General features: G+C 72.4%; 20 protein-coding genes. 13 read left to right on the forward strand and 7 right to left on the reverse strand.

What is annotated here, in order from left to right; genetic code table 11:
• Positions 1-21 precede the first annotated feature (21 nt).
• A complete protein-coding gene (locus ACMTAK_RS19505) occupies positions 22-690 on the forward strand; it encodes a DUF6542 domain-containing protein (protein WP_413807404.1) in 669 nt (222 codons plus the stop codon).
• Here ACMTAK_RS19505 and ppgK read toward each other — a convergent pair.
• Complete coding sequence (gene ppgK / locus ACMTAK_RS19510; protein ID WP_413807405.1) at positions 596-1,387, reverse strand: polyphosphate--glucose phosphotransferase; 792 nt, start codon at positions 1,385-1,387, stop codon at positions 596-598. The genes ACMTAK_RS19505 and ppgK overlap by 95 nt on opposite strands.
• Entirely contained in the window at positions 1,384-2,475 is a 1,092-nt protein-coding gene (locus ACMTAK_RS19515; RefSeq protein ID WP_413807406.1) for a 4-hydroxy-3-methylbut-2-enyl diphosphate reductase, read from the reverse strand. Before ACMTAK_RS19515 ends, ppgK begins: the two co-directional genes overlap by 4 nt.
• Positions 2,476-2,623: 148 nt before the next feature.
• On the opposite strand from ACMTAK_RS19515, the gene xseA reads away from it, so the two are divergent.
• The 3 genes from xseA (at position 2,624) to ACMTAK_RS19530 (ending at position 5,423) form a co-directional block, all read left to right on the forward strand.
• Positions 2,624-3,844, forward strand: a complete 1,221-nt coding sequence (gene xseA / locus ACMTAK_RS19520; RefSeq protein WP_413807407.1) for an exodeoxyribonuclease VII large subunit — start codon at positions 2,624-2,626, stop codon at positions 3,842-3,844.
• A 10-nt stretch (positions 3,845-3,854) separates the two neighbouring features.
• The gene (locus tag ACMTAK_RS19525; protein ID WP_413807408.1) at positions 3,855-4,157 is read left to right on the forward strand and encodes an exodeoxyribonuclease VII small subunit; all 303 of its coding nucleotides are present in this window, start codon (positions 3,855-3,857) and stop codon (positions 4,155-4,157) included.
• Between the two features lie 675 nt (positions 4,158-4,832).
• Positions 4,833-5,423, forward strand: a complete 591-nt coding sequence (locus tag ACMTAK_RS19530; RefSeq protein WP_413807409.1) for a malonic semialdehyde reductase — start codon at positions 4,833-4,835, stop codon at positions 5,421-5,423.
• A gap of 108 nt (positions 5,424-5,531) precedes the next feature.
• Here ACMTAK_RS19530 and ACMTAK_RS19535 read toward each other — a convergent pair whose 3' ends face one another.
• Positions 5,532-6,071: a DUF4245 domain-containing protein gene (locus ACMTAK_RS19535; protein ID WP_413106000.1), complete on the reverse strand. Its 540-nt coding sequence runs from the start codon at positions 6,069-6,071 to the stop codon at positions 5,532-5,534.
• 188 nt (positions 6,072-6,259) lie between these two features.
• Here ACMTAK_RS19535 and glpX point away from each other — a divergent pair, with 188 nt between their 5' ends.
• A complete protein-coding gene (glpX, locus tag ACMTAK_RS19540; protein WP_413807410.1) occupies positions 6,260-7,291 on the forward strand; it encodes a class II fructose-bisphosphatase in 1,032 nt (343 codons plus the stop codon).
• 175 nt (positions 7,292-7,466) lie between these two features.
• Here the strand turns inward: glpX and ACMTAK_RS19545 are convergent, their stop codons facing one another.
• Both ACMTAK_RS19545 and ACMTAK_RS19550 read right to left on the reverse strand, forming a co-directional pair.
• A complete protein-coding gene (locus ACMTAK_RS19545) occupies positions 7,467-7,823 on the reverse strand; it encodes a WhiB family transcriptional regulator (RefSeq protein WP_020868722.1) in 357 nt (118 codons plus the stop codon).
• A gap of 178 nt (positions 7,824-8,001) precedes the next feature.
• A complete protein-coding gene (locus tag ACMTAK_RS19550; RefSeq protein WP_413807411.1) occupies positions 8,002-8,724 on the reverse strand; it encodes a DUF1707 SHOCT-like domain-containing protein in 723 nt (240 codons plus the stop codon).
• A 186-nt stretch (positions 8,725-8,910) separates the two neighbouring features.
• On the opposite strand from ACMTAK_RS19550, the gene ACMTAK_RS19555 reads away from it, so the two are divergent.
• Positions 8,911-10,599: a fumarate hydratase gene (locus tag ACMTAK_RS19555; protein ID WP_413807412.1), complete on the forward strand. Its 1,689-nt coding sequence runs from the start codon at positions 8,911-8,913 to the stop codon at positions 10,597-10,599.
• A gap of 106 nt (positions 10,600-10,705) precedes the next feature.
• Here ACMTAK_RS19555 and ACMTAK_RS19560 read toward each other — a convergent pair whose 3' ends face one another.
• Positions 10,706-11,800, reverse strand: a complete 1,095-nt coding sequence (locus tag ACMTAK_RS19560; RefSeq protein WP_413807413.1) for a chitinase — start codon at positions 11,798-11,800, stop codon at positions 10,706-10,708.
• A gap of 167 nt (positions 11,801-11,967) precedes the next feature.
• Here ACMTAK_RS19560 and ACMTAK_RS19565 point away from each other — a divergent pair, with 167 nt between their 5' ends.
• The 6 genes from ACMTAK_RS19565 (at position 11,968) to ACMTAK_RS19590 (ending at position 20,895) form a co-directional block, all read left to right on the forward strand.
• Positions 11,968-12,849 carry a hypothetical protein gene (locus tag ACMTAK_RS19565; protein WP_413807414.1) on the forward strand — a complete coding sequence of 294 codons (882 nt, stop codon included), beginning with the start codon at positions 11,968-11,970 and terminating at the stop codon, positions 12,847-12,849.
• Positions 12,846-15,179 (forward strand): bifunctional polysaccharide deacetylase/glycosyltransferase family 2 protein, encoded by a 2,334-nt coding sequence (locus tag ACMTAK_RS19570; RefSeq protein ID WP_413807415.1) that lies wholly within the window; start codon positions 12,846-12,848, stop codon positions 15,177-15,179. Before ACMTAK_RS19565 ends, ACMTAK_RS19570 begins: the two co-directional genes overlap by 4 nt.
• A gap of 78 nt (positions 15,180-15,257) precedes the next feature.
• Positions 15,258-16,676: a class II fumarate hydratase gene (locus ACMTAK_RS19575; protein ID WP_413807416.1), complete on the forward strand. Its 1,419-nt coding sequence runs from the start codon at positions 15,258-15,260 to the stop codon at positions 16,674-16,676.
• A gap of 68 nt (positions 16,677-16,744) precedes the next feature.
• Complete coding sequence (gene fomD / locus ACMTAK_RS19580; RefSeq protein WP_413807417.1) at positions 16,745-17,446, forward strand: cytidylyl-2-hydroxypropylphosphonate hydrolase; 702 nt, start codon at positions 16,745-16,747, stop codon at positions 17,444-17,446.
• 134 nt (positions 17,447-17,580) lie between these two features.
• A complete protein-coding gene (locus ACMTAK_RS19585) occupies positions 17,581-18,300 on the forward strand; it encodes a class I SAM-dependent methyltransferase (RefSeq protein ID WP_413807418.1) in 720 nt (239 codons plus the stop codon).
• Positions 18,301-18,357: 57 nt separating this feature from the next.
• The gene (locus tag ACMTAK_RS19590) at positions 18,358-20,895 is read left to right on the forward strand and encodes a SpoIIE family protein phosphatase (RefSeq protein WP_413807419.1); all 2,538 of its coding nucleotides are present in this window, start codon (positions 18,358-18,360) and stop codon (positions 20,893-20,895) included.
• Positions 20,896-20,949: 54 nt separating this feature from the next.
• Here the strand turns inward: ACMTAK_RS19590 and ACMTAK_RS19595 are convergent, their stop codons facing one another.
• Positions 20,950-21,597: a TetR/AcrR family transcriptional regulator gene (locus tag ACMTAK_RS19595; RefSeq protein WP_020868731.1), complete on the reverse strand. Its 648-nt coding sequence runs from the start codon at positions 21,595-21,597 to the stop codon at positions 20,950-20,952.
• Between the two features lie 114 nt (positions 21,598-21,711).
• Here ACMTAK_RS19595 and ACMTAK_RS19600 point away from each other — a divergent pair, with 114 nt between their 5' ends.
• Positions 21,712-22,632: a shikimate dehydrogenase gene (locus ACMTAK_RS19600; protein WP_413807420.1), complete on the forward strand. Its 921-nt coding sequence runs from the start codon at positions 21,712-21,714 to the stop codon at positions 22,630-22,632.
• Position 22,633: the final 1 nt, after the last annotated feature.

Consider the following 22,633-nt stretch of genomic DNA (forward strand, 5'->3'; position numbering starts at 1 on the left):
CCGGCGACCTAGGTTGGTCGGGTGGAGCATTACAGCACGCGTACGCCCCGCCGCGCGGCGGCACCGCCGCCCCGTCCTGCCGCGGACGACACATATCCGGGACGGGGCAGAAGCACGGTTCAGGGCCGGGGACAGCCCGGCGGCGCGGCCCGGGCGCCCCGGCCTGCCGCGCGTCGTACGGGGCCGTCCGGAGCGGCCGCGGCGCGGCCCGCCGTCCTGCGGCGGGCCCGGGGGCTGTCCCTCCCCGATCCCCGGCTGACCGGGCTGGGCGCCGGGCTGCTGACCACGCTCGCCATGCTCGGCGTCGGCTGCCTGGACGCGCTGCTGCTCTCCGGCTCGCCCACTGTCTACAGCGTGCTCTTCCTGCCCGCCTGCGCGGCCTGCGGACTGTGGGTGCGCCCGGCCGATCTGCTGGCGGCGCCGGTGACGGCGCCGCTGGCCTATACGGTCGGGCTGCTGCCGATCAACGAGGGCTCGGCGGGGTTCAGCGGACAGGCGGTGGGGGTGTTCACCGCGCTGTCGCTGCAGGCCGGCTGGCTCTACGCGGGGACGCTGCTGACCGTGGTGATCGTGCTCGTACGGCGGGCCGTGCTGGTCACCCGGCGTCGCCGGCAGCAGCGGCCGCGGCCATCCCGGCACCCACGATCCCCGCGTTGTTCTGAAGCTGCGCCGGCACGATCTCGGCCCTGACGCCCTCGATCAGCGGCAGGAACTTGTCCGCCTTGCGGCTCACCCCGCCGCCCAGCACGAAGAGTTCGGGAGAGAAGAGCATCTCCAGGTGATGGAGGTACTTCTGCACCCGGCGCGCCCAGTGCGACCAGCTGAGGTCGTGGTCGTCCTTGACCTTGGTCGAGGCCCGCTTCTCCGCCTCATGGCCGTCCAGCTCCAGATGGCCCAGCTCGGTGTTGGTGAGCAGATGCCCGTCGGTGAAGACCGCGCTGCCGATGCCGGTGCCGAGGGTGAGCACGATCACGGTGCCCTTGACACCGCGGGCGGCGCCGAACGTCGCCTCCGCGACCCCGGCCGCGTCCGCGTCGTTCAACACCGTGACCGGGCAGTCCAGCCGCTCGGTAAGGCGCGACGCCAGATCGGTGCCGATCCAGCTCTTGTCGACATTCGCGGCGGTAAGGGTGACACCGTCCTTCACCACGCCCGGGAAGGTCACCCCGACCGGCCGCCCGGACCAGTCGAAGTGCCGGACGACCTCCACCACACCGTCCAGGACCGCCTCGGGCGTGGACGGATGCGGGGTGAGCACCTTATGGCGCTCTTCGGCGAGCTCACCCCGGTCCAGGTCCACCGGGGCGCCCTTGATGCCCGAACCGCCGATGTCGATGCCGAACACCTTCGCCGCGGACGCCCCCGTGGCCCCCTGGCCGTACGTCACCGCTGGGACCCCTCGGGCCGGGCGGCGGCCGCCGACCCCTCGGGCTGGCTGGCCGCCGCCGACGTCTCCGGCTGACCGACGGCCGCCGCGGCCTCCGGCTGACCGACGGCCGCCGCGGCGGCCTCGGCCCGCAGGTCCCGGCGCAGTTCCTTGGGCAGCGAGAAGGTCAGCGACTCCTGCATGGGCTGGACGACCTCGACATCGCCGAAGCCGCGCTCGGCCAGCCACTCCAGGACGCCCTCGACGAGCACGTCAGGAACGGAGGCGCCCGAGGTCACGCCGACCGTGGTGACGCCCTCCAGCCATGCCTCGTCGATCTCGCTCGCGTAGTCGACCAGATGGCCCGCCCTGGCGCCCGCGCCGAGGGCGACCTCCACCAGCCGCACCGAGTTCGAGGAATTCTTGGAGCCGACCACGATCACCAGGTCGGACTCGGCGGCCACCTGCTTGATGGCGGTCTGCCGGTTCTGCGTCGCGTAGCAGATGTCGTCGCTGGGCGGGCTGATGAGCTGCGGGAAGCGCTCCTTGAGCGCGTCCACGGTCTCCATGGTCTCGTCGACCGAGAGGGTGGTCTGGGAGAGCCAGACGACCTTGGACTCGTCCCGCACCTCGACGTTCCCCACATCGTCGGGGCCGTCGACCAGGGTGATGTGCTCGGGGGCCTCACCGCTGGTGCCGATGACCTCTTCATGGCCTTCATGGCCGATCAGGAGGATGTCGTAGTCCTCCTTGGCGAACCGGACTGCTTCCTTGTGGACCTTGGTGACCAGGGGGCAGGTGGCGTCGATGGTGGCCAGCTTGCGCGTGGCGGCCTCCTCGTGGACCACCGGCGCGACACCGTGCGCCGAGAAGATCACGATGGAGCCCTCGGGCACCTCCTCCGTCTCGTCGACGAAGATGGCACCCTTCTTCTCCAGGGTCTGGACGACGTACTTGTTGTGGACGATCTCCTTGCGCACGTAGATGGGCGCGCCGTACTGCTCCAGGGCCTTCTCGACGGCGATCACGGCACGGTCGACACCGGCACAGTAGCCACGGGGGGCCGCGAGCAGGACCCGGCGGGCGGAGGTTGCAGTCATGTCCCCCATGGTAGGGGCGACGACCGCGGGCTCTGCCGGTTGGTGGGGCGATGGGCGGGTGCCATTGGTGGGGCCATAGGTGGGGGCGATGGATGAGGGCGATGGATGGGGGCGATGACCGCCGCTGCTGTCGGTGGTGGCCGATACCCTCGCGGTCATGGCTGTCAACACGTCCGCGGAGGCGCCGATCCCGGTCGGCGAGGTGTCCCGGCTGATCGGGGGCTGGATCGACCGGCTCGGCGCGGTCTGGGTCGAGGGGCAGATCACCCAGCTGTCCCGGCGCCCGGGCGCCGGTGTGGTGTTCCTGACCCTGCGCGACCCCAGTTACGACATCTCGCTGACCGTCACCTGCTTCCGCGCCGTCTTCGACAAGATCGCGGACACGGTCGCCGAGGGCGCGCGGGTCGTGGTGCACGCCAAGCCGGAGTGGTACGCGCCGCGAGGGCAGCTGTCCCTGCGGGCCGCCGAGATCCGCCCGGTGGGCGTGGGCGAACTGCTCGCGCGTCTCGAGCAGTTGAAGAAGGCGCTGGCGGCGGAGGGGCTGTTCGCTGCCGACCGTAAGAAGCCGCTGCCGTTTCTGCCGCAGCTGATAGGGCTGGTCTGCGGGCGCGCCTCGGCCGCCGAACGCGATGTGCTGGAGAACGCGCGGCTGCGCTGGCCCGCCGTCCGCTTCGAGGTGCGCAATGTGGCCGTGCAGGGGGTGCACGCGGTGCCGCAGGTGATCGAGGCGGTCAAGGAGCTCGACGCGCTGCCCGAGGTGGATGTGATCGTGGTGGCGCGCGGCGGCGGCAGCGTGGAGGATCTGCTGCCGTTCTCGGACGAGCAGCTGGTCCGGGCAGTGGCCGCGTGCCGTACGCCGGTGGTCTCCGCGATCGGCCATGAGCCGGACTCGCCACTGCTCGACCTGGTCGCCGATCTGCGGGCCTCCACGCCCACGGACGCGGCGAAGAAGATCGTGCCCGATGTGGGCGAGGAACTGATGCGCGTCCAGCAGCTGCGGGAGCGGGCGCTGCGCAGTGTGCACGGGCTGCTGGACCGGGAGGAGCGGGGGCTGACCGCCGCGCTGGCCCGGCCGTGCATGCGGGAGCCGCACCGCATGGTGGACGAGCGCGAGGAGCGGATCACGGCGGTGCTGGAGCGCGCCCGCCGCTGCATGGGCCATCTGCTGGACCGGGCCGACTCCGAGCTGACCCACACCCAGGCGCGGGTGGTGGCGCTCTCCCCCGCCGCGACGCTGCGCCGCGGCTATGCGGTGCTCCAGCACCCCGACGGCTCGGTGGTGCGGGAGGCCGAGGAGGTCACGGAGGGCGAGGAGCTTCGGGCGCGGGTCTCCGAGGGCGAGTTCCGGGTGCGGGTCGCTGTCGGACCCGCTGAATAGGGTGAGGGGTATGGCGAAGACGGACGAGCAGACCGGGCCGGACGGGCAGGCCGGGCACGACGCGCGGGCGGAGACCACGCTCGGCTATGAGCAGGCGCGGGACGAGCTGGTCGAGGTGGTCCGCCGCCTGGAGGCGGGCGGCACCAGCCTGGAGGAGTCGCTGGCGCTGTGGGAGCGCGGCGAGGAGCTGGCAAAGGTCTGCCGCCACTGGCTGGAGGGCGCGAGGGCCCGTCTGGACGCGGCGCTGGCGGAGGACGAGGCCGCCGAAGGCGCCGAAGGCGCCGAGGAAGCGGAGAGCGCCGGGGAGGGCTGACCGGCCACGGTCGGTGCCCCGTCCGCCGGGGACGCGGAAAGCCCCACCGAGAGCTGACCGGCCACCGCTCACCGCAGGCCGCCGAACGGCCACGCTCGACCGGCCCTCGGCGTCCACCAGCCGCCGCTGGCGCTGCTCGCCGCCGATCGGCCGCCGCACTCGGTCGCGCCGTCCGCCGAGCGCACGGAAAACCCGGCCGAGAGCTGACCGGCCACCGCTCACCGCAGGCCGCCGAACGGCCACGTTCGACCGGCCCTCGGCGTCCACCAGCCACCGCTGGCGATGCTCACCGTCGGCTGGCCGCGCTCGACCGGACCTCCGTGGCGACCGGCCGCCGTCGGCCGCACCCGACCGGCCCTCGGCGTCCACCGGCCGCGGGCGGCGATGCTCGCCGCCGCCTTCGAACGGCGGCGGTACTCGGTCGCGCCGTCGGCCTTCAGCGGGGGCCGACGGCCGCAGGGCGCCCGCCGCCGCCGACGTGGCGGGAGGCCGCGTCGATCGGGCTCCGCCCACCGACGGCGCCCCATCCACCACGCTCGACCGGCTCCGCCGGTCTTCGCACTGTGATTCAGAGCACCTTCCCCATCCCACACCATCATTTTAGTTGAACATTAATCTAAGTATCGTAGAGTGGAGCCCGTCAGCGATATCCCCGCTTATGCAGAGGTTTCTTCCATGGCACTCGTTCTCGACCCCGCCGCCCAGGACCTGCTCTTCCGCGAGGCCCGCACCGCCAATACCTTCACCGATGAGCCGGTGACCGAGGAGCAGGTGCAGGCGATCTACGACCTGATCAAGTACGCGCCGACCGCGTTCAACCAGTCGCCGCTGCGTATCGTGCTGGTCCGCTCGCCCGAGGCCCGTGAGCGGCTGGTCCAGCACATGGCCGAGGGCAACCAGCCCAAGACCTCGACCGCCCCGCTGGTCGCGATCCTCGCCGCGGACAACGAGTTCCACGAGGAGCTGCCCGCGCTCTTCCCGCACTTCCCGCAGGCCAAGGACGTCTTCTTCGCCGAGCGCGCCTCCCGTGAGCAGGCCGCGGCGCTCAATGCCTCGCTGCAGGCCGGTTACTTCATCCTGGGCATCCGCGCCGCCGGTCTCGCCGCCGGCCCGATGACCGGCTTCGACCCCGCCGGGGTCCAGAAGGAGTTCCTGGACGAGGACCACACCCCGCTGATGGTCGTCAACATCGGCAAGCCGGGCGAGGACGCCTGGTTCCCCCGTGGTCCCCGCCTGGACTACGACGACGTCATCACCACGGTCTGATCGACCGCTCGATCACGCTCGGTCAACCACGGGCCGTCACGCTTGATCAACCACGGGCCCTTGGCCCGGACCACCCGCCGGTCCGGGCCAAGGGCCCCACGTCTCCGCTCAGCCCTTCTTCTCGGTCAGCGCCTCGGCCATCTTCGTCAGCTGTCCGTACGACGCCGTCCCGGTGACCACCGTGGTCACGCCCGGCTCCTTGCGCACCAGCGCGTCGTACTTGTCGCCGTCGTAGCGGACCCAGTCCTTGCCGTCGATCCGCTGCGTCCGCTTCGTCTCCCGCGCCTGCTGGGTGACCTCCTCCACGAACGGCACGGGCTTGCCGTCGCTCTGCTCGACCGCGATGTACTCCTCGTTCTGGTCGAGGAAGCCGAGGTGCCAGAGCGCGCCGTCCTGCGCGGCGGCGGGGCGGTAGGTCACCGATGTCGCGCGCCAGCCCTTGGGCAGGGTCCCGGGATCGGGGGCGGCCACCGGGTACGGGGCGGCGCGGCGGGCCGTGGCCAGCTCCACGCGGTAGTTCACCGTCTTCACCCCGGCGCCCTTGGGGCCCTCGTCATGCGGGATACCGAAGAGGTAGATGGCCGCCGCGACGACGCCAATCGCCGCCAGCGACAGCACCATGTCCCGGACCGTCTCTTTGCCACGCATACCTGCCACGCCCCCTATCGTCCCTCATCGGGTCGCCGCATCTCGCAACAGGGCCGCGCTCATGCGTGGGGCTATCTGCTCACTTAGCCAATCAGCGGATAAAGTCATGAACACCCTCACCCTCCTGATCCCCCTTGCGGGGCGGAGGGGCCCTCACGGTCCGTCGCCGTACAGAAAGGTGCGCTCCGATGACCGAGCATCATCTCCCGTCCCAGCTCGAGGTCAGCCCCGAGGCTCCCGATCGCAACCTCGCCCTGGAACTCGTCCGGGTCACCGAGGCGGGTGCCATGGCCTCCGGACGCTGGGTGGGCCGCGGCGACAAGAACGGCGCCGACGGCGCCGCCGTCAAGGCCATGCGCTCCCTCGTACACACCGTCTCGATGAACGGCGTCGTCGTCATCGGAGAGGGGGAGAAGGACGAGGCGCCGATGCTCTTCAACGGTGAGCGCGTGGGCGACGGCACCGGCCCGGAGTGCGACGTGGCCGTGGACCCGGTGGACGGCACCACGCTCACCGCGAAGGGCATGGCCAACGCCGTCTCCGTCCTCGCGGTCGCCGAGCGCGGCACCATGTTCGACCCGTCGGCCGTCTTCTACATGGACAAGCTGGTCACCGGCCCCGACGCCGCCGAGTTCGTCGACATCACCGCGCCCCCCGGCGTGAATATCCGCCGGATCGCCAAGGCCAAGAAGTCCAGCCCCGAGGACGTCACCGTGGTGGTCCTGGACCGCCCCCGCCACGAGGGCGTCGTCAAGGAGATCCGGGAGGCGGGCGCCCGGATCAAGTTCATCTCCGACGGCGATGTGGCCGGGGCGATCATGGCCGCGCGCGAGAGCACCGGTGTGGATCTGCTGCTCGGCGTCGGCGGTACGCCGGAGGGCATCATCGCGGCCTGTGCGATCAAGTGCCTCGGCGGCACCATCCAGGCCAAGCTGTGGCCGAAGGACGACGAGGAGCGGCAGCGCGCCCTCGACGCGGGCCATGACCTCGACCAGGTCCTGGAGACGGACGACCTGGTCAGCGGCGACAATGTGTTCTTCGTCGCGACCGGCATCACCGACGGGGATCTGCTGCGCGGGGTGCGGTACCGCGCGGAGACCGCCACCACCCAGTCGCTGGTCATGCGGTCCAAGTCCGGGACGATCCGGCAGATCGACTCCACCCACCGGCTGGCCAAGCTGCGGGCCTACGCCTCGGTCGACTTCGAGCGGCCGAGCTGAGCGAGGTGACGGCGGCGTTCAGCCGACTGCGGCGTTAAACCGACGCCGCATGACAGACCCCTCATGAGGGTCCCCGCGCGAGAGGCCCCTCATGAGGGGCCCCGCGTGACAGACGCCCGCATGACCTGGGCCGGGTCCCGCCTCCCGGCGGTGCCCGGCCCAGGTCCCGAAGAGTTCAGCCAGCGGCGGCGACCCGCACCGCGCGCTGCAGCTCGGCCTCCCGCCGCCGACGGCGGGCCAGCACGACCCGGCGCTCGGCCGCGGTCAGCCCGCCCCACACTCCGTACGGCTCGGGCTGCAGCAGTGCGTGCTCCCGGCACTCGACCATGACCGGGCAGCGCGCGCAGACGCGCTTGGCGGCCTCCTCCCGCGACAGCCTGGCAGCCGTGGGCTCCTTGGAGGGAGCGAAGAACAGCCCGGCCTCGTCCCGTCGGCACACCGCCTCCGAGTGCCAGGGGCCGGCCTGATCCCGCGCGGGGACGCGCTGCGGGGGCACGGCGGCTTCCAGCAGGGGCTGATGCGGTTGCAGCACGGTCTACTCCTGACGACGGCTCCGGTGGTCACCCTTGCCCGCCTCGAGGTGTACGGCCCCCTTAGCACCCCCATCAGCCGTACGAGAGACGATGCACCAAGCCTTACCCGCTGTGCGCGTGCTTATGCACACCGTTGTCCCACCCGGAACTTCCCCGTGCACACCCCTTCTTCAGGGCTTATGCTCGCAGGTTCTTCAGCCGCTTGCCCCGCTTGGGCTTGGCCTCCACACCGCCGAAGACGGCGAACCCGGTGACGTGGATCACCGGTGCGTCGGGATCCTGTGCCTCGTACGTCGTGACGTCGAAACCGCCGAGGATGCCCGCGCCCGAACCGCGCAGCGAGACGTTTTCCGGGACCTTGATCTCCACCCCGCCGAAGGCGGCCACGACATGGATGACGATCTCCTGCTGCTCGAAGACCGCCTCGGTCAGATCGATCTCGACGCCGCCGAAGATCGCCAGGGCGTTCGTACGGCGCCTGACCCGCCAGCGGCCCTTGCGCGTCGAACCGCCGAAGACCGCCACCAGGTTCTCCGACTCGGGAAGGGAGCGCGGCCACCCCGACTCCGCGTCGCGCGCGGAAGCGGCGGAAGCGGAGGCGGCGCCGCGGGTGGGTGCGGCGGGCAGATCGCGCACCAGGGGTTCCAGCTCGCCGAGGGTCTTGGCGCGATAGACCGCGTCGATCCGCTCGGCGTGCTCCTCCGGCTGGAGCCGCCCCTCGGCGAGGGCCTCCCGCAGGATGTCCGCGATCCGGTCGCGGTCCGCGTCGGACGCGCGGAGATCCGCCTCCGCGGCGGGCGCGGGCACGGGCGCGGCAGAAGCGGGCGCCGGGGCCGACGCGGGCCCGGGCGCCGGAGCTTGGGCGGATTTGGTCAAGGGCACGGGCTGCTGCTCATCCACGGGCTCAGCGTACCCAGTCGCGATAGATCGCGACTAGGGGTAGAGGCGACTCGACGGCCCTGATCCGTCCCCTGCCGGGTCCGCCTCTGCTACTGAGCCTTACCTCACACCTTCCGTCCCGCGGCCCCGTTCTACGCTTATGGACGCGCTGTCGACGAAGTCAGCCCAAGCCCTGTCGAGTGAGGAATGGCCGCGATGCCAGAGTTTGCCTATTCGGACCTGCTGCCCCTGGGAGAGGACACCACGCCGTACCGTCTGGTGACCTCCGACGGCGTGAGCACCTTCGAGGCCGATGGGCGCACCTTCCTGAAGGTGGAGCCGGAGGCGCTGCGCAAGCTCGCGGCCGAGGCGATGCACGACATCTCGCACTATCTGCGCCCCGCCCACCTCGCCCAGCTGCGCCGCATCCTCGACGACCCCGACGCCAGCGCCAACGACCGCTTCGTCGCGCTGGACCTGCTGAAGAACGCCAACATCGCGGCCGCCGGGGTGCTCCCGATGTGCCAGGACACCGGCACGGCGATCGTCATGGGCAAGCGCGGGCAGAACGTGCTCACGCGGGGCGGCGACGAGGAGGCCCTCTCGCACGGTGTCTACGACGCGTACACCAAGCTCAACCTGCGGTACTCCCAGATGGCCCCGCTGACCATGTGGGAGGAGAAGAACACCGGCTCCAACCTGCCCGCGCAGATCGAGCTGTACGCGACCGACGGCGGCGCCTACAAGTTCCTCTTCATGGCCAAGGGCGGCGGCTCGGCCAACAAGTCCTTCCTCTACCAGGAGACGAAGGCGGTGCTGAACGAGGCATCGATGATGAAGTTCCTGGAGCAGAAGATCCGCTCGCTGGGCACGGCCGCCTGCCCGCCGTACCACCTGGCGATCGTGGTCGGCGGCACCAGCGCCGAGTACGCGCTGAAGACCGCGAAGTACGCCTCCGCGCACTACCTGGACGAGTTGCCCACCTCGGGCTCGCCGACCGGGCACGGCTTCCGCGACAAGGAGCTGGAGGAGAAGGTCTTCGAGCTGACGCAGAAGATCGGGATCGGCGCGCAGTTCGGCGGCAAGTACTTCTGCCATGACGTGCGGGTCGTACGGCTGCCGCGGCACGGCGCCTCCTGCCCGGTCGCGATCGCGGTCTCGTGCTCCGCCGACCGCCAGGCGCTCGCCAAGATCACGCCGGAGGGCGTCTTCCTGGAGCAGCTGGAGACCGATCCGGCGCGCTTCCTGCCGGAGACGACGGACGAGGAGCTGGTCAAGGGCGCGGGCCCGGACCTGGACGCGGTCGCCGTCGACCTCGACCGGCCGATGGACGAGGTGCTGGCCGAGCTGACCAAGCACCCGGTCAAGACCCGGCTCTCGCTGACCGGCACGCTGGTGGTGGCCCGGGACATCGCCCACGCGAAGATCAAGGAGCGGCTGGACGCGGGCGAGGAGATGCCGGAGTACCTGAAGAACCACCCGGTCTACTACGCGGGCCCGGCCAAGACCCCCGAGGGCTACGCCTCCGGCTCCTTCGGGCCGACGACGGCGGGCCGGATGGACGCGTACGTCGAGCAGTTCCAGGCGGCGGGCGGCTCGAAGGTCATGCTGGCCAAGGGCAACCGCTCCAAGCAGGTCACCGACGCGTGCGCCGCGCACGGCGGCTTCTACCTGGGCTCGATCGGCGGCCCGGCGGCGCGACTTGCCCAGGACTGCATCAAGAAGGTCGAGGTCCTCGAGTACGAGGAGCTGGGCATGGAGGCGGTCTGGAGGATCGAGGTCGAGGACTTCCCGGCGTTCATCGTGGTGGACGACAAGGGGAACGACTTCTTCCAGGACCCGGCGCCCCAGCCGACGTTCACCAGCATCCCGGTGCGGGGCCCGGGGCAGGCGTAACGGCTTCGGGGCGGCGGGGGACGACGGACGGGCCCCCGCCGCCCTTGCCCGTCCCATCCCCAGGGACTCCGCCCCTTCGACCCCGCCGGGGGGCTCCAGGGCCCGGTCAGCCGCTCAGCGCCGCCTCGAAGGCGCCCGGGCGCTGGGTGACGCCGCTGCAGCGGGTGTTGGGGACGACGTTCGCGGTCGGCTCGGGGGCCGCGGCACCGGCCGTGGGGGCGGTCGGGGTGGCGGACCGGGTCATCTCCGGGGTGCACGGCTGGTCCCGTTCGGCGGACCACATCGACAGCCGTCCGATCCCCTTCTCCGCGGCGAACCGCGCCAGACCGGCCGCGTCCTCCAGCGTGAAGGTCTCGCCCGTGACGTCGTTGACCCCGATCATCGGCGTCACGGCGAGGATCTTCCAGGCGGCGGCGTCGGACATGCCGAACACCTCGCGGATCCGGGCCTGGGCGGCGGTGGCCGCCTGGACGGCGTAGTCGCCCATGTCGCCGGTGTGGTCGCCGCTGTAGTTCATCGCCATGATGTTGACGCCCGAGAGGATGACCCCCTCCTGTTTGGCGGCCTCCAACTGGGCGACGCCCTGCGGGGTCAGCCCGTCCGGCATGGCGGGCAGGGTGAAGGAGATGTTCAGGCCCTCGTGGGTGCGCTGGATCAGCGCGAGCGCCTGGGCGCGGCGGGCGGCCGCCTCGGCGTTGGCGAGCGTCTCGCCCTCCAGGTCGAAGTCGATCCTGTTGGCCTGGTAACGCTCGATCACCTCGGCATAGGCGGAGGCGAGTTCGGGGACGTCGGTGCAGACGGTGGCGAGCTCGGTGCCCTCGGCGCCGCCGAAGGAGATCCGTACGTCGCCACCGGCCCGGCGGACGCCCTCGATCCGGGTCTCCAGCCCCTGGTCCTCCAGCGAGGTGCCGCCGTCCCACACCGGGGCGCAGCCGTCGCCCGCGACGACGAAGCCCAGCGAGAACTCCTTGACCCCGCGCGACGCCGCGGCGGCCATGTCGTACCCCGAGTCCGACCAGGCGTTGACGTACGGCACGAACTCGGCGGGCCGGCGCGCCGCGGGGGGCTGTGACGCCGGGGGCGGTGAGGGCGCGGCGTGTGGCTCGGGCGACTGCTTCTGGTGTCCCGCCCATACGGCGATGGTGGCGCAGACCACCGCGCCGGCCACGGCGATTCCGCTCATGCGGGGGCTGGCCCTCATGGCTCTGGCTCCTCCTTGTTGGTCCGGTACGCGGCGCCGGGGGCCCTGCCGCCCGTGCCGTTCTCCCGTCAAACCTCAACATATTCGGTGAAGCCTACTGAACTATGACACACCGCATGTTTGACTTATATGTCGCATGTCGTATTTTCTGCATTAGCCTCTTCCGTATGGATCCTCAGTCAGATGTGGCCGAGCGCGCGCCTTCGCGTCCCCTCCGCGCTGACGTGGCCCGGAAGGGGCCCGTGTTCGTGGACCTGTCCGGGCGCCGTGGCCGACTGGTACGACATGTGGGCGTCGTCGCGGGAGCCGCCTGCCTCGGCTATTCGGCGGTCCTGGGGTTGGGCTACGCGGGCGGTACGCCGTTCGCGCCGCAGACGCTGATCCCCGGACATCCCGTCTCCACCGAGGCGTTGGGCCGGGGGCCGAACCACACCCCCGGGGGGCGTTCGGGGCCCTCCGAGTCGCATGAGCGGCGTGACGCGCACGCGTACGGCCACGAGGACGGGTACGGGGACGACGCGTACGGGCCGACCGACCGTCAGCACCGGCGCGAGCGGCACGCCCCGGGCCGCCCGGAGCACCGGGACGCCCGGAAGCCCGTCGCCCTGCCCCCCATCACCACCCGCCCACGGCCCGCGCCGCCGCGGCCCGACCCGCCCAAGGCCCCCCGCTCGGCGCCGCGGCACTCCCCCGCGCACCACCGCCCCGGCGGCCGCGAGTCCGCCGCGGGGCACCGGCCCGGCGAGCACCACAAGGCCGGCCACACGCCGTCACATCCGGTCGGCCACCAGCCCGGCAAGCGGCCCGCGGGCGCCTCGCACACACCGGCGAAGCAGCACCCCGTCGGCGCCGAGCCGCCCGCCAAGGGCTCCGGCCACCCGCAGGCCCCCGGCCGCACCACGCGGCCCGGCCACGCCGCGTCCCCGCAGAAGCCCGAGTCCCACAAGCCCCCGCAGGCCGACGCGCCCAAGCCCCCCAAGGCGCCCGCCGGAGGCGGCACCCCAGACGATGGGCCGGGCGCCCCCGAGGCCGAGGGCGAGGCGCCATGAGCGGCGGCAGACCGCCGAAGCTGCCGCGGCCGCGCCGCCGGCTCCCCGCGCCCCGTCAGGACGGCGCGCCCCGTACGGTGTTCCGGCTGACCGGCCCCGGCCGCCGCGCCGCGCGCCGCACAGGCGGGCCGGGGGCCAGGGGCAAGCCAAGGCTCAGGCTCACCGGCAAGCTCAAGCTCACGGGCAAGCTCAGGAGCCGACTCCGTACCGTCAATCCGCGCAAGCTCCGCACCCGTACCCGGATGGTGCTCGCCCTCGCGACCCTGCTCGCGCTGGTGTGCACCCTGCTGTTGGACGGCTATCTGCACGCCGAGGTCGGCAACGACGCCCGGGTGTACCGCTCACACGCCTCGCGCACCGTCCCCGACCGGCTGCGCAAGGGCGGCCCGGTGATCACCTTCGACCGCCGGGGTAAGGCCACCGAGCACGCCATCCCGTCCAAGACCATCGCGCTGACCTTCGACGACGGCCCGGACCCGCGCTGGACCCCGGAGATCCTCGACGTGCTGCGCCGCCACAAGGTGCGGGGGACCTTCTTCGTACTGGGCCAGATGGTGATCCGCCATCCGGAGCTGGTCCGCCGGATGCGGGCCGCGGGCCATGAGGTCGGGGTGCACACCTTCTCCCATGTCGACCTGTCGTACCAGGACAAGGGGCGCATGGACCGCGAACTGGCCCAGTCCCAGCTGGCCCTGGCCGGTGCGGCGTCCATCACCAGCTCGCTGTTCCGCGCGCCGTACGCCTCCAAGGTCCGCGCGCTGGACGACCGCACCTGGCCGGTGCAGCAGCACATCGGCTCCAAGGGCTACATCAGCGCCTTCGTGGACACCGACAGCGAGGACTGGCAGCGGCCCCCGGTGAAGGAGATCGTCCAGAACGCCACCCCCGAGGGCGGGAAGGGTGCGTCGGTGCTCTTCCACGACGCGGGCGGAAACCGCGCCCGCACCGTGAAGGCCCTGTCGCTGTACATCGAGCGGATGAAGAAGAAGGGCTACTCCTTCACCACGGTCACCGGCGCGCTCGGCGCCCACGGCGCCAACCACCCGGCCCGCACCCTGCCGGTCTGGGAGGGCCGGGCGCTGATCTGGGCGGCCGCGCTCAGCCACAGCGCGCTGCCGTTCCTGATGGGGCTGCTGGGGCTGGTGGGCTTCTCGGTGATCGGGCGGCTGCTGCTGATGGTGGTCCTCGCCTGGTGGCACCGGCGCTCCCGGGAGCGCCGGCGCTGGAGCCGGGTGCAGGAGGTCACCGATCCGGTGAGCGTGATCGTGCCCGCGTACAACGAGAAGGAGTGCATCACGGGCACCCTGAAGTCGCTGTCCGTCTCCACCCACCCCATCGAGATCCTGGTCGTGGACGACGGCTCCACCGACGGCACCGCCGATATCGCCGAGGCGATGGGGCTGCCCAACGTGCGGGTGCTGCGGCAGGCCAACGCGGGCAAGCCCGCGGCCCTCAACCGGGGCATCGCCCATGCTCGCCACGAGCTGATCGTGATGATGGACGGCGACACCGTCTTCGAGCCCACCACCATCCGCGAGCTGGTCCGCCCGTTCGCCGACTCGCGGGTGGGCGCGGTGGCGGGCAACGCCAAGGTCGGCAACCGGGGGAGGCTGATCGGCGCCTGGCAGCACATCGAGTACGTGATGGGCTTCAACCTCGACCGGCGGATGTACGACCTGCTGCGCTGCATGCCCACCATCCCCGGCGCGATCGGCGCCTTCCGCCGCCTGGCGCTGCTGGAGGCCGGGGGCATGAGCGCGGACACCCTGGCCGAGGACACCGACATCACCATCGCCCTGCACCGGGCCGGCTGGCGGGTGGTCTACCAGGAGCACGCCCGCGCCTGGACCGAGGCGCCCAGCTCCCTCGGTCAGCTGTGGAAGCAGCGCTACCGCTGGTCCTACGGCACCATGCAGGCGCTGTGGAAGCACCGCCGCTCGCTGATCGACCGGGGGCCCTCGGGGCGGTTCGGGCGGGTGGGGATGCCGCTGGTGGTGCTCTTCCAGATCCTCACCCCGCTGTGCGCGCCGCTGATCGACCTCTTCACCCTCTACGGGGTGATCTTCCTGGACCCGGTGCGCTCACTGCTGGCGTGGGCGGCGCTGCTGCTGGTGCAGCTGCTGGGCGCGGCGTACGCGTTCCGGTTGGACCGGGAGAACTACCGGGCACTGGCCGTACTGCCGTTGCAGCAGATCGCCTACCGCCAGTTGATGTATCTGGTGCTGCTGCACTCCTGCGTCACCGCGGCCACCGGCGCCCTGCTGCCGTGGCAGAAGCTCAAGCGCACCGGCGAGGTGGACACCCCGCGGGCGCCCGAGGCCGTGCGGTGACCGGGCTCACCCGTTCGGCTCAGCGGGCGCGGGAACACGGCGTGACGTGAAGACGCTGTGCTGGACGGAGGTGTCCCCATGACCGACGAGAGCCACCGCGACGACAGCCCCCAGGAGGGCTACCGCGTCGAGCACGACTCGATGGGGGAGGTCAGGGTGCCCGCACACGCCAAGTGGCGCGCCCAGACCCAGCGGGCGGTGGAGAACTTCCCCGTCAGCGGGCAGCGCCTGGAGCGGGCGCACATCCAGGCGCTGGCCCGGATCAAGGGCGCGGCCGCCCTGGTCAACGCGGAGCTGGGCGTGGTGGACAAGGACGTCGCGGCGGCGATCTCGGAGGCGGCGGCCGAGGTCGCCGAGGGCCGCTGGGACGACCACTTCCCGGTGGACGTCTTCCAGACCGGCTCCGGCACCTCGTCCAACATGAACACCAACGAGGTGCTGGCCACCCTGGCGAGCGAGCGCCTGGGCCGCCCGGTGCACCCCAATGACCACGTCAACGCCAGCCAGTCCTCCAACGACGTCTTCCCCTCCTCCATCCACATCGCGGCCACCGCGGCCGTCACCGGCGATCTGATCCCGGCCCTGGCCCATCTGGCGGAGGCGCTGGAGCGCAAGGCCGCCGAGTTCGCCGGGGTGGTCAAGGCGGGGCGGACCCATCTGATGGACGCCACTCCGGTGACCCTGGGTCAGGAGTTCGGCGGCTACGCGGCCCAGGTGCGGTACGGGATCGAGCGGCTGCGCGCCGCGCTCCCCCGGCTGGCCGAGCTGCCGCTGGGCGGTACGGCGGTGGGCACCGGGATCAACACCCCGCCCGGGTTCGCGGCCGCCGTCATCGCCGAGCTGACCCGCACCACCGGGCTGCCGCTGACCGAGGCCCGGGACCACTTCGAGGCGCAGGGCGCGCGGGACGGGCTGGTCGAGACGTCCGGGCAGCTGCGGACCATCGCGGTCGGCCTCACCAAGATCGCAAACGATCTGCGCTGGATGGCCTCGGGTCCGCGCACCGGGCTCGCCGAGATCGCGCTGCCCGATCTCCAGCCCGGCTCGTCGATCATGCCGGGGAAGGTCAACCCGGTGATCCCCGAGGCCACGCTGATGGTCGCGGCGCAGGTCACCGGCAATGACACCACCGTCGCCACGGCCGGGGCCGCCGGGAACTTCGAGCTCAATGTGATGCTCCCGGTGATCGCCAAGAATCTGCTGGAGTCGATCCGGCTGCTGACCAATGTCTCCCGGCTGCTCGCGGACCGCACGATCGACGGGATCACCGCCAACGCCGAGCGGGCCCGGGAGTACGCGGAGTCCTCACCGTCCGTCGTCACCCCGCTGGGCCGCTACCTCGGCTACGAGGAGGCGGCGAAGGTGGCCAAGCGGTCGCTGGCGGAGCGCAAGACGATCCGCGAGGTGATGCTGGAGTCCGGCTATGTGGAGCGCGGACTGCTGACACTGGACCAGCTCGACGAAGCCCTTGATGTCCTGCGCATGACACATCCTTAGCCGGGCGTTGGTCCCCGGTTGCGTCGTAGGTCACGGCATCGCGGCCCGTGCGCACCTAAGATCTGCTCATGACAGCGGACATCGTGGAGACGACGGGGACGGCGGACACCGCCCGGTGGGCACCGGGCGACCACATTCTGTGGCGCTATCGGGCCAACGCCTCCGACCTCATCCACATCTGCCGTCCCGTGACCGTCGTCGAGGACACCGCCGAACTGCTCGCCGTCTGGCTCGCCCCCGGCACCGTCTGCGTCAAACCACAGCTCACCGACGGCACCTCGGTACACCACGAGCCGCTGTCCACCCGGTACACCAAGCCGCGGACCACCGCGCTGTCCCAGTGGTTCGGCACCGGGGTGCTGAAGCTGGCCCGGCCCGGCGAGCCGTGGTCGGTGTGGCTGTTCTGGGACCATGACTGGCGGTTCCGGAACTGGTACGTGAACCTGGAGGAGCCACTGGTCCGCGGGGACCACGGAGTGGACTCCGAGGACCACTTCCTGGACATCGCGGTCTACGCCGACCGCAGCTGGGAATGGAAGGACGAGGACGAGTTCGCGCAGGCGCAGCGGGCCGGGCTGATGGGTCCCGAGCAGGCGGAGCGGGTCCGGGCCGCGGGGCGGGCGGCCACGTCGGCCATCGAGTCCTGGGGAGCGCCCTTCCGGGACGGGTGGGAGAACTGGCGGCCCGACCCCGCGTGGTCCGTGCCCGCGCTTCCGGCGGACTGGGGCCGTACGGACAAGAAGCACACCTCGGCACACTCGAGGTCATGAACCTCTTGTCGTGTCCCAGTGTTTCAAACGTAGGATCGTCGTCCGGAACACTGCCCATGCGGGACACCAGAGGCCGGCGCAAGTCACGGGCGATGCGCGAGACCTGACGTAATGTCACAGGAGGGGGCGGAGTCGTGAGCGGTGAGGACGAGCACGGGGACGGTTACGAGGGCTACGAGGACTTCGACCGCCTCGCGCTGGACCGCAGCGGTCAGGCGGAAGCCTTCGACCACATCGGCGACCGCTACGACGACGCCTTTCCGCACAAGGAGGGCCAGCTCGACGCCGGCCGCTGGCTGGCCGAAACGCTTCCGCCCGGCTCCCGGGTGCTCGACGTCGGCTGCGGTACGGGCCTGCCCACGGCCCGTCAGCTGGTCGACGCGGGGCACGAGGTGGTCGGGATCGACATCTCCCCGGGGATGCTCAAGCTGGCCCGGGACAATGTGCCGGAGGCCACCTTCCACCATGTGGACATCGTCGATCTGCGGGTGGGCGGCCGGTACGGCCCCGGAGGCCCCCGGGAGCTCGGCCCGTTCGACGGCATCGCGGCCTACTTCACGCTGCTGCTGCTGCCCCGCCCGGAGATCCCGTACGCACTGCGGACCCTGTACGCCTGCTTGAGACCCGGAGGGCTGCTGGGGCTCGGCATGGTGGAGGCGGACATCGACGACTTCCCCATTCCGTTCCTCGGCAACTCGGTCCGGGTATCCGGTTATCTGCGGGACGAGCTGCGCCAGGCCGTCCGCGATGCGGGCTTCGAGATCGCCGGGGAGGACTCGCACGCGTACGCCCCGGCCAGCACGGACGTACCACCCGAGATCCAGCTCTATCTGAACTGCCGACGACGTGCCTGACACTCGGTGCGCCCACGAGACGCGGGCGTACGGCCCCGGACGGATGGAAACCCACGCGTGACGGAGCACCCCACCTCCCACAACAGGCGGCAGGCGGCCACCTCGGCCGCCGCCCCGGGCGCGGGCGCGCCCGACGACGCGCACGGCGCGGTCCCGGACCCGCGGACCGCCGTGCGGCAGACGGCTGCCCCCGGCCAGGAGCCGGGCGACGGCCGCCCGCGCCCGGCCTACCGCCCGGACGGCCCCGCCGGCCCGGCGGCCCACGACGGACCCCCGGGTCCGGTCGGGGAGCCCGCGCCCCACGCCAGAGGGCGCGGCGCCGCCCCCGAGCGCGGCGAGGGCGCCGACTGGACGGGGTCCGCGCGCCGTGGCCGCGGCAGGAGTGGCGCGGACGGGGCGGACGGGGCGGGGGAGCGAGGGGGCGCCGCCGCGGCGCGCGGTGGCGGAGGCAGGGAGCGCCGGAACACGGCGGAGAGCGAGCACCCGGCGCAGCCGGAGCACGGCACACCGGAGGGCGAGCCTGTGTGGGACGCGGATCGCAATGCCGCAAGAGGCGCGTCGCGCCGGCCGGGAGCGAACGGCGGCACCGGCCCCGACGAGCAGCCCCCGGCCGCCCAGGGCGACGGGCGCGGCCGGGGGGCGGCGCGCCGGGGCACCGGCGCGGGCGAGCATCCGGAGCGGCCCGGCGAGGCCCATGCCGCGGCCGCGCCCGGCGAGGCCCATACGGCGGCCGGGTCCGGCGAGACCCATACGGCGGCCACCACGGCGGGTGAGGTCGGCTACAGCGCACCGGAGGGCGGAGTGCCCACCGTCGCACCGGAGGGCGGAGTGCCCACCGTTCCGCCCGCGGGCGGCTCCGCGGCCGCCGAGGCGGCCACCGCGCGGGACCGGGGCGGCGACCGGCTGCGGTTCGTGGGGGCCGCCACCCGCCGGATCGCCCGGGGCATCGACCTGGACGAGATCGTGCTCGGCCTGTGCCGGGCCACCGTGCCCACCTTCGCCGACGCGATCCTCGTCTATCTGCGCGATCCGCTGCCGGTCGGCGACGAGCGCCCGGTCGGCCCGGTGGTGCTGCGGCTGCGCCGCACCGACCGGATCCCGCTGGACCCGGACACCGACAGCGGCCGGCTGTCGCTGCTGCCCTCCCAGCCGGACCTGTCGCCCGCCGTGGGCGGCGGCCCGGCCGCCGAGCTGTGCGAGGTGGAGGCGGGCGGCCCGCTGGCCGAGGTGCTGCGCGGGGTGCGGCCGGTCTTCGGCGACTCGCAGGCCGCCCGCGCCGCGCTGCCGGAACTGCTGGGCGAGGGGCCCTCGGTGGCGACCGGTCAGCGCACCGTGCTGGCGCCGCTGCGCGGCCGCCGCCGGGTGATCGGCGCGGCCGTCTTCGTACGCCGCCCGGATCGGCCGCCGTTCGAACCGGACGATCTGCTGGTGGCGGCCCAGCTGGCCACCCACACCGCGCTCGGCGTCGACAAGGCGGTGCTCTACGGGCGCGAGGTGTACATCGCGGACGAGCTCCAGCGCACCATGCTGCCCGACTCGCTGCCGCAGCCCACCGGCGTCCGGCTGGCCAGCCGCTATCTGCCCGCCGCCGAGACCGCGCGGGTCGGCGGCGACTGGTACGACGCGATCCCGCTGCCGGGCAACCGGGTGGCGCTGGTGGTCGGCGATGTGATGGGCCATTCGATGACCTCCGCCGCGATCATGGGCCAGTTGCGCACCACCGCGCAGACCCTCGCCGGGCTCGACCTGCCGCCTCAGGAGGTGCTGCACCACCTCGACGAGCAGGCCCAGCGGCTGGGCACCGATCGCATGGCCACCTGCCTGTACGCGGTCTACGACCCCGTCGCGCACCGCATCGTGGTGGCCAACGCGGGCCATCCGCCGCCGCTCCTGCTGCACCGGGGCGGCCGCGCCGAAGTGCTGCGGGTGCCGCCGGGGGCACCGATCGGGGTCGGCGGCGTCGACTTCGAGGCGGTCGAGCTGGACGCCCCGGCCGGGGCCACCCTGATGCTCTACACCGACGGTCTTGTCGAGTCGCGGATGCGCGATGTGTGGACCGGGATCGAGCAGCTGCGGGAGCGGCTGACCGCCACCGCCCGGCTCACCGGCCCCAACCCGCCGCCGCTGGAACCGCTGTGCGACGAGGTGCTGGACATGCTCGGCCCCGGCGACCGCGATGACGACGTGGCGCTGCTCGCGGCCCGGTTCGAGGGCATCGCGCCCAGCGATGTCGCGTACTGGTTCCTGGACCCCAAGGCGCAGACCGCCGGGCAGGCGCGCCGGCTGGCCCGCAGGGCGCTGGCCCGCTGGGACCTGGACGATCTGACGGACGCGGTGGAGCTGCTGGTCAGCGAGGTGGTGACCAACGCGGTGCGCTACGCGGAGCGGCCCATCACGCTGCGGCTGCTGCGCACGGACGTCCTGCGCTGCGAGGTCGGCGACGATGTGCCGCAGCTGCCCCGGCTGCGCCAGGCCCGGCCGTCCGACGAGGGCGGGCGCGGACTGTATCTGGTGAACCGGATGGCGCGGCGCTGGGGCGCGACCCGGCTGTCCACGGGCAAGGTCGTCTGGTTCGAGCTCGCGATGCCGTCCTGAGCCCGGCCCGACCCCGTTCGCGACGGGTCCCGCGCCGTACGGTCGCCGTACGGTTCAGGACCCGGCGCGGAGGTACGCCACGACCATGTCGCCGACCATCCGGCGATAGTGGGCGCGGCGCCCCGGGTCCAGGGGGTCGCGGCCGAAGAGGGTGCCGAAGGTGTGCTGGTTGGCCACCGGGAAGACGGCGAATGAGCTGATCATCATGTGGACGTCGACGGCGTCGGCGTCGTCCCGGAACACGCCCTGCTCCCGGCCGCGGGCGAGGATTCCGGAGATCAGGTCGATCACCGGTGTGCCCGCCTTGGCCAGCGTCTCGGACTTGGCCAGGTGCTCGGCCCGGTGGATGTTCTCGATCGACACCAGCCGGATGAAGTCGGCGTGTTCGGTGTGGTGGTCGAAGGTCAGCTCGGCCAGGTGCCGGATGGCCTCGGCGGGGTCCAGACCGGTGACGTCCACGGCCTGTTCGGCCTCGCGGATGCCGGTGTAGGCGCGCTCCAGGACCTTGATGTAGAGCTGCTCCTTGCCGCCGAAGTAGTAGTAGATCATCCGCTTGGTGGTGCGGGTGAGGGCGGCTATCTCGTCGACGCGGGCCCCGGCGTAGCCGCGTTCGGCGAATTCGCGGGTGGCGACGTCCAGGATCTCGGCCTGGGTGCGGACGGCGTCGCGGAGGCGGCTGTTCTTCGGCGGCTGATCGCTCATGCTGGGGCCACTCTACGTCCAGGGGGTTCACAAGAGGGCGGTCCCGGGCCTTTACTGTCCACGCTACTAACGAACCAGTTCGTACATTAGCCGGGAAGGCGGGAGGTCGCCGGTATGCGGGGCAGTGCGCGGCAGTCACGAGGCTCGGAGGAGGGCCGGGAGGGGCGGGAGTCCTGTCTGGTGGGGCTGGTCGGATCCGGAGTGGGCCCCTCCCTCTCCCCCGCCCTCCACCAGCGCGAGGCCGACCGCCACGGGCTGCGGTATCTCTATCGCCTGATCGACATCGATCCGCTGGGGCTCCGCCCGGAGGGGGTGGGCGAGCTGGTGCGGGCCGCCGCCCGGCTGGGCTTCGACGGGCTGAACATCACCCATCCCTGCAAGCAGACGGTGATCGAGCACCTCGACGGGCTGTCGGAGGACGCCGCGCTGCTCGGCGCGGTCAACACGGTGGTCTTCGGCGAGGACGGCCGGGCCATCGGCCACAACACCGACTGGTCCGGCTTCGCCCGCTCCTTCGCCCGCGGTCTGCCCGACGCGCCCACCGGCGAGATCGTGCTGCTCGGCGCGGGCGGGGCGGGCGCCGCCGTCGCCCACGCGCTGCTGACCGTCGGCGCCGACCGGCTGACGCTGACCGACACCGACCCGGCGCGGGCCGCCGGGCTCGCCGGGACGCTGGCGGCACGGTTCGGCGCGGCCCGGGTCCGTACCGTCGCGCCCGGCGGGCTCCCGGCGGCCGTCGGCGGCGCCGACGGGCTGGTGCACGCCACCCCCACCGGGATGGCCGCCCACCCCGGGCTGCCGCTGCCCGTGGAGCTGCTCCGGGCCGGGCTGTGGGTCGCCGAGGTGGTCTACCGCCCGCTGGAGACCCCGCTGCTGGCAGCCGCCCGCGCGGCCGGCTGCCGCACCCTGGACGGGGGCGGCATGGCCGTCTTCCAGGCCGTCGACGCCTTCCGCCTCTTCACCGGCCGCGAACCCGACGCGACACGGATGCTCACCGACCTCTCCGACCTGCTCGAGCTCCCCGCCGGAGGCTGAT

The sequence above is a fragment of the Streptomyces lacaronensis genome, from assembly GCF_047337785.1.
Classification (GTDB): Bacteria; Actinomycetota; Actinomycetes; order Streptomycetales; family Streptomycetaceae; genus Streptomyces; species Streptomyces lycopersici.

What these genes read in the sequence shown, in the direction of transcription:
- ACMTAK_RS19570 (WP_413807415.1), top strand. Translation starts at nt 12,846, where the DNA reads ATGAGCGGCGGCAGACCGCCGAAGCTGCCGCGGCCGCGCCGCCGGCTC.
- fomD (WP_413807417.1), top strand. Translation starts at nt 16,745, where the DNA reads ATGACAGCGGACATCGTGGAGACGACGGGGACGGCGGACACCGCCCGG.
- ACMTAK_RS19575 (WP_413807416.1), top strand. Translation starts at nt 15,258, where the DNA reads ATGACCGACGAGAGCCACCGCGACGACAGCCCCCAGGAGGGCTACCGC.
- ACMTAK_RS19515 (WP_413807406.1), bottom strand. Translation starts at nt 2,475, where the DNA reads ATGGGGGACATGACTGCAACCTCCGCCCGCCGGGTCCTGCTCGCGGCC.
- ACMTAK_RS19530 (WP_413807409.1), top strand. Translation starts at nt 4,833, where the DNA reads ATGGCACTCGTTCTCGACCCCGCCGCCCAGGACCTGCTCTTCCGCGAG.
- ACMTAK_RS19595 (WP_020868731.1), bottom strand. Translation starts at nt 21,597, where the DNA reads ATGAGCGATCAGCCGCCGAAGAACAGCCGCCTCCGCGACGCCGTCCGC.
- ACMTAK_RS19535 (WP_413106000.1), bottom strand. Translation starts at nt 6,071, where the DNA reads ATGCGTGGCAAAGAGACGGTCCGGGACATGGTGCTGTCGCTGGCGGCG.
- ACMTAK_RS19555 (WP_413807412.1), top strand. Translation starts at nt 8,911, where the DNA reads ATGGCCGCGATGCCAGAGTTTGCCTATTCGGACCTGCTGCCCCTGGGA.
- ACMTAK_RS19525 (WP_413807408.1), top strand. Translation starts at nt 3,855, where the DNA reads ATGGCGAAGACGGACGAGCAGACCGGGCCGGACGGGCAGGCCGGGCAC.
- xseA (WP_413807407.1), top strand. Translation starts at nt 2,624, where the DNA reads ATGGCTGTCAACACGTCCGCGGAGGCGCCGATCCCGGTCGGCGAGGTG.
- glpX (WP_413807410.1), top strand. Translation starts at nt 6,260, where the DNA reads ATGACCGAGCATCATCTCCCGTCCCAGCTCGAGGTCAGCCCCGAGGCT.
- ACMTAK_RS19560 (WP_413807413.1), bottom strand. Translation starts at nt 11,800, where the DNA reads ATGAGGGCCAGCCCCCGCATGAGCGGAATCGCCGTGGCCGGCGCGGTG.
- ACMTAK_RS19565 (WP_413807414.1), top strand. Translation starts at nt 11,968, where the DNA reads ATGGATCCTCAGTCAGATGTGGCCGAGCGCGCGCCTTCGCGTCCCCTC.
- ACMTAK_RS19600 (WP_413807420.1), top strand. Translation starts at nt 21,712, where the DNA reads ATGCGGGGCAGTGCGCGGCAGTCACGAGGCTCGGAGGAGGGCCGGGAG.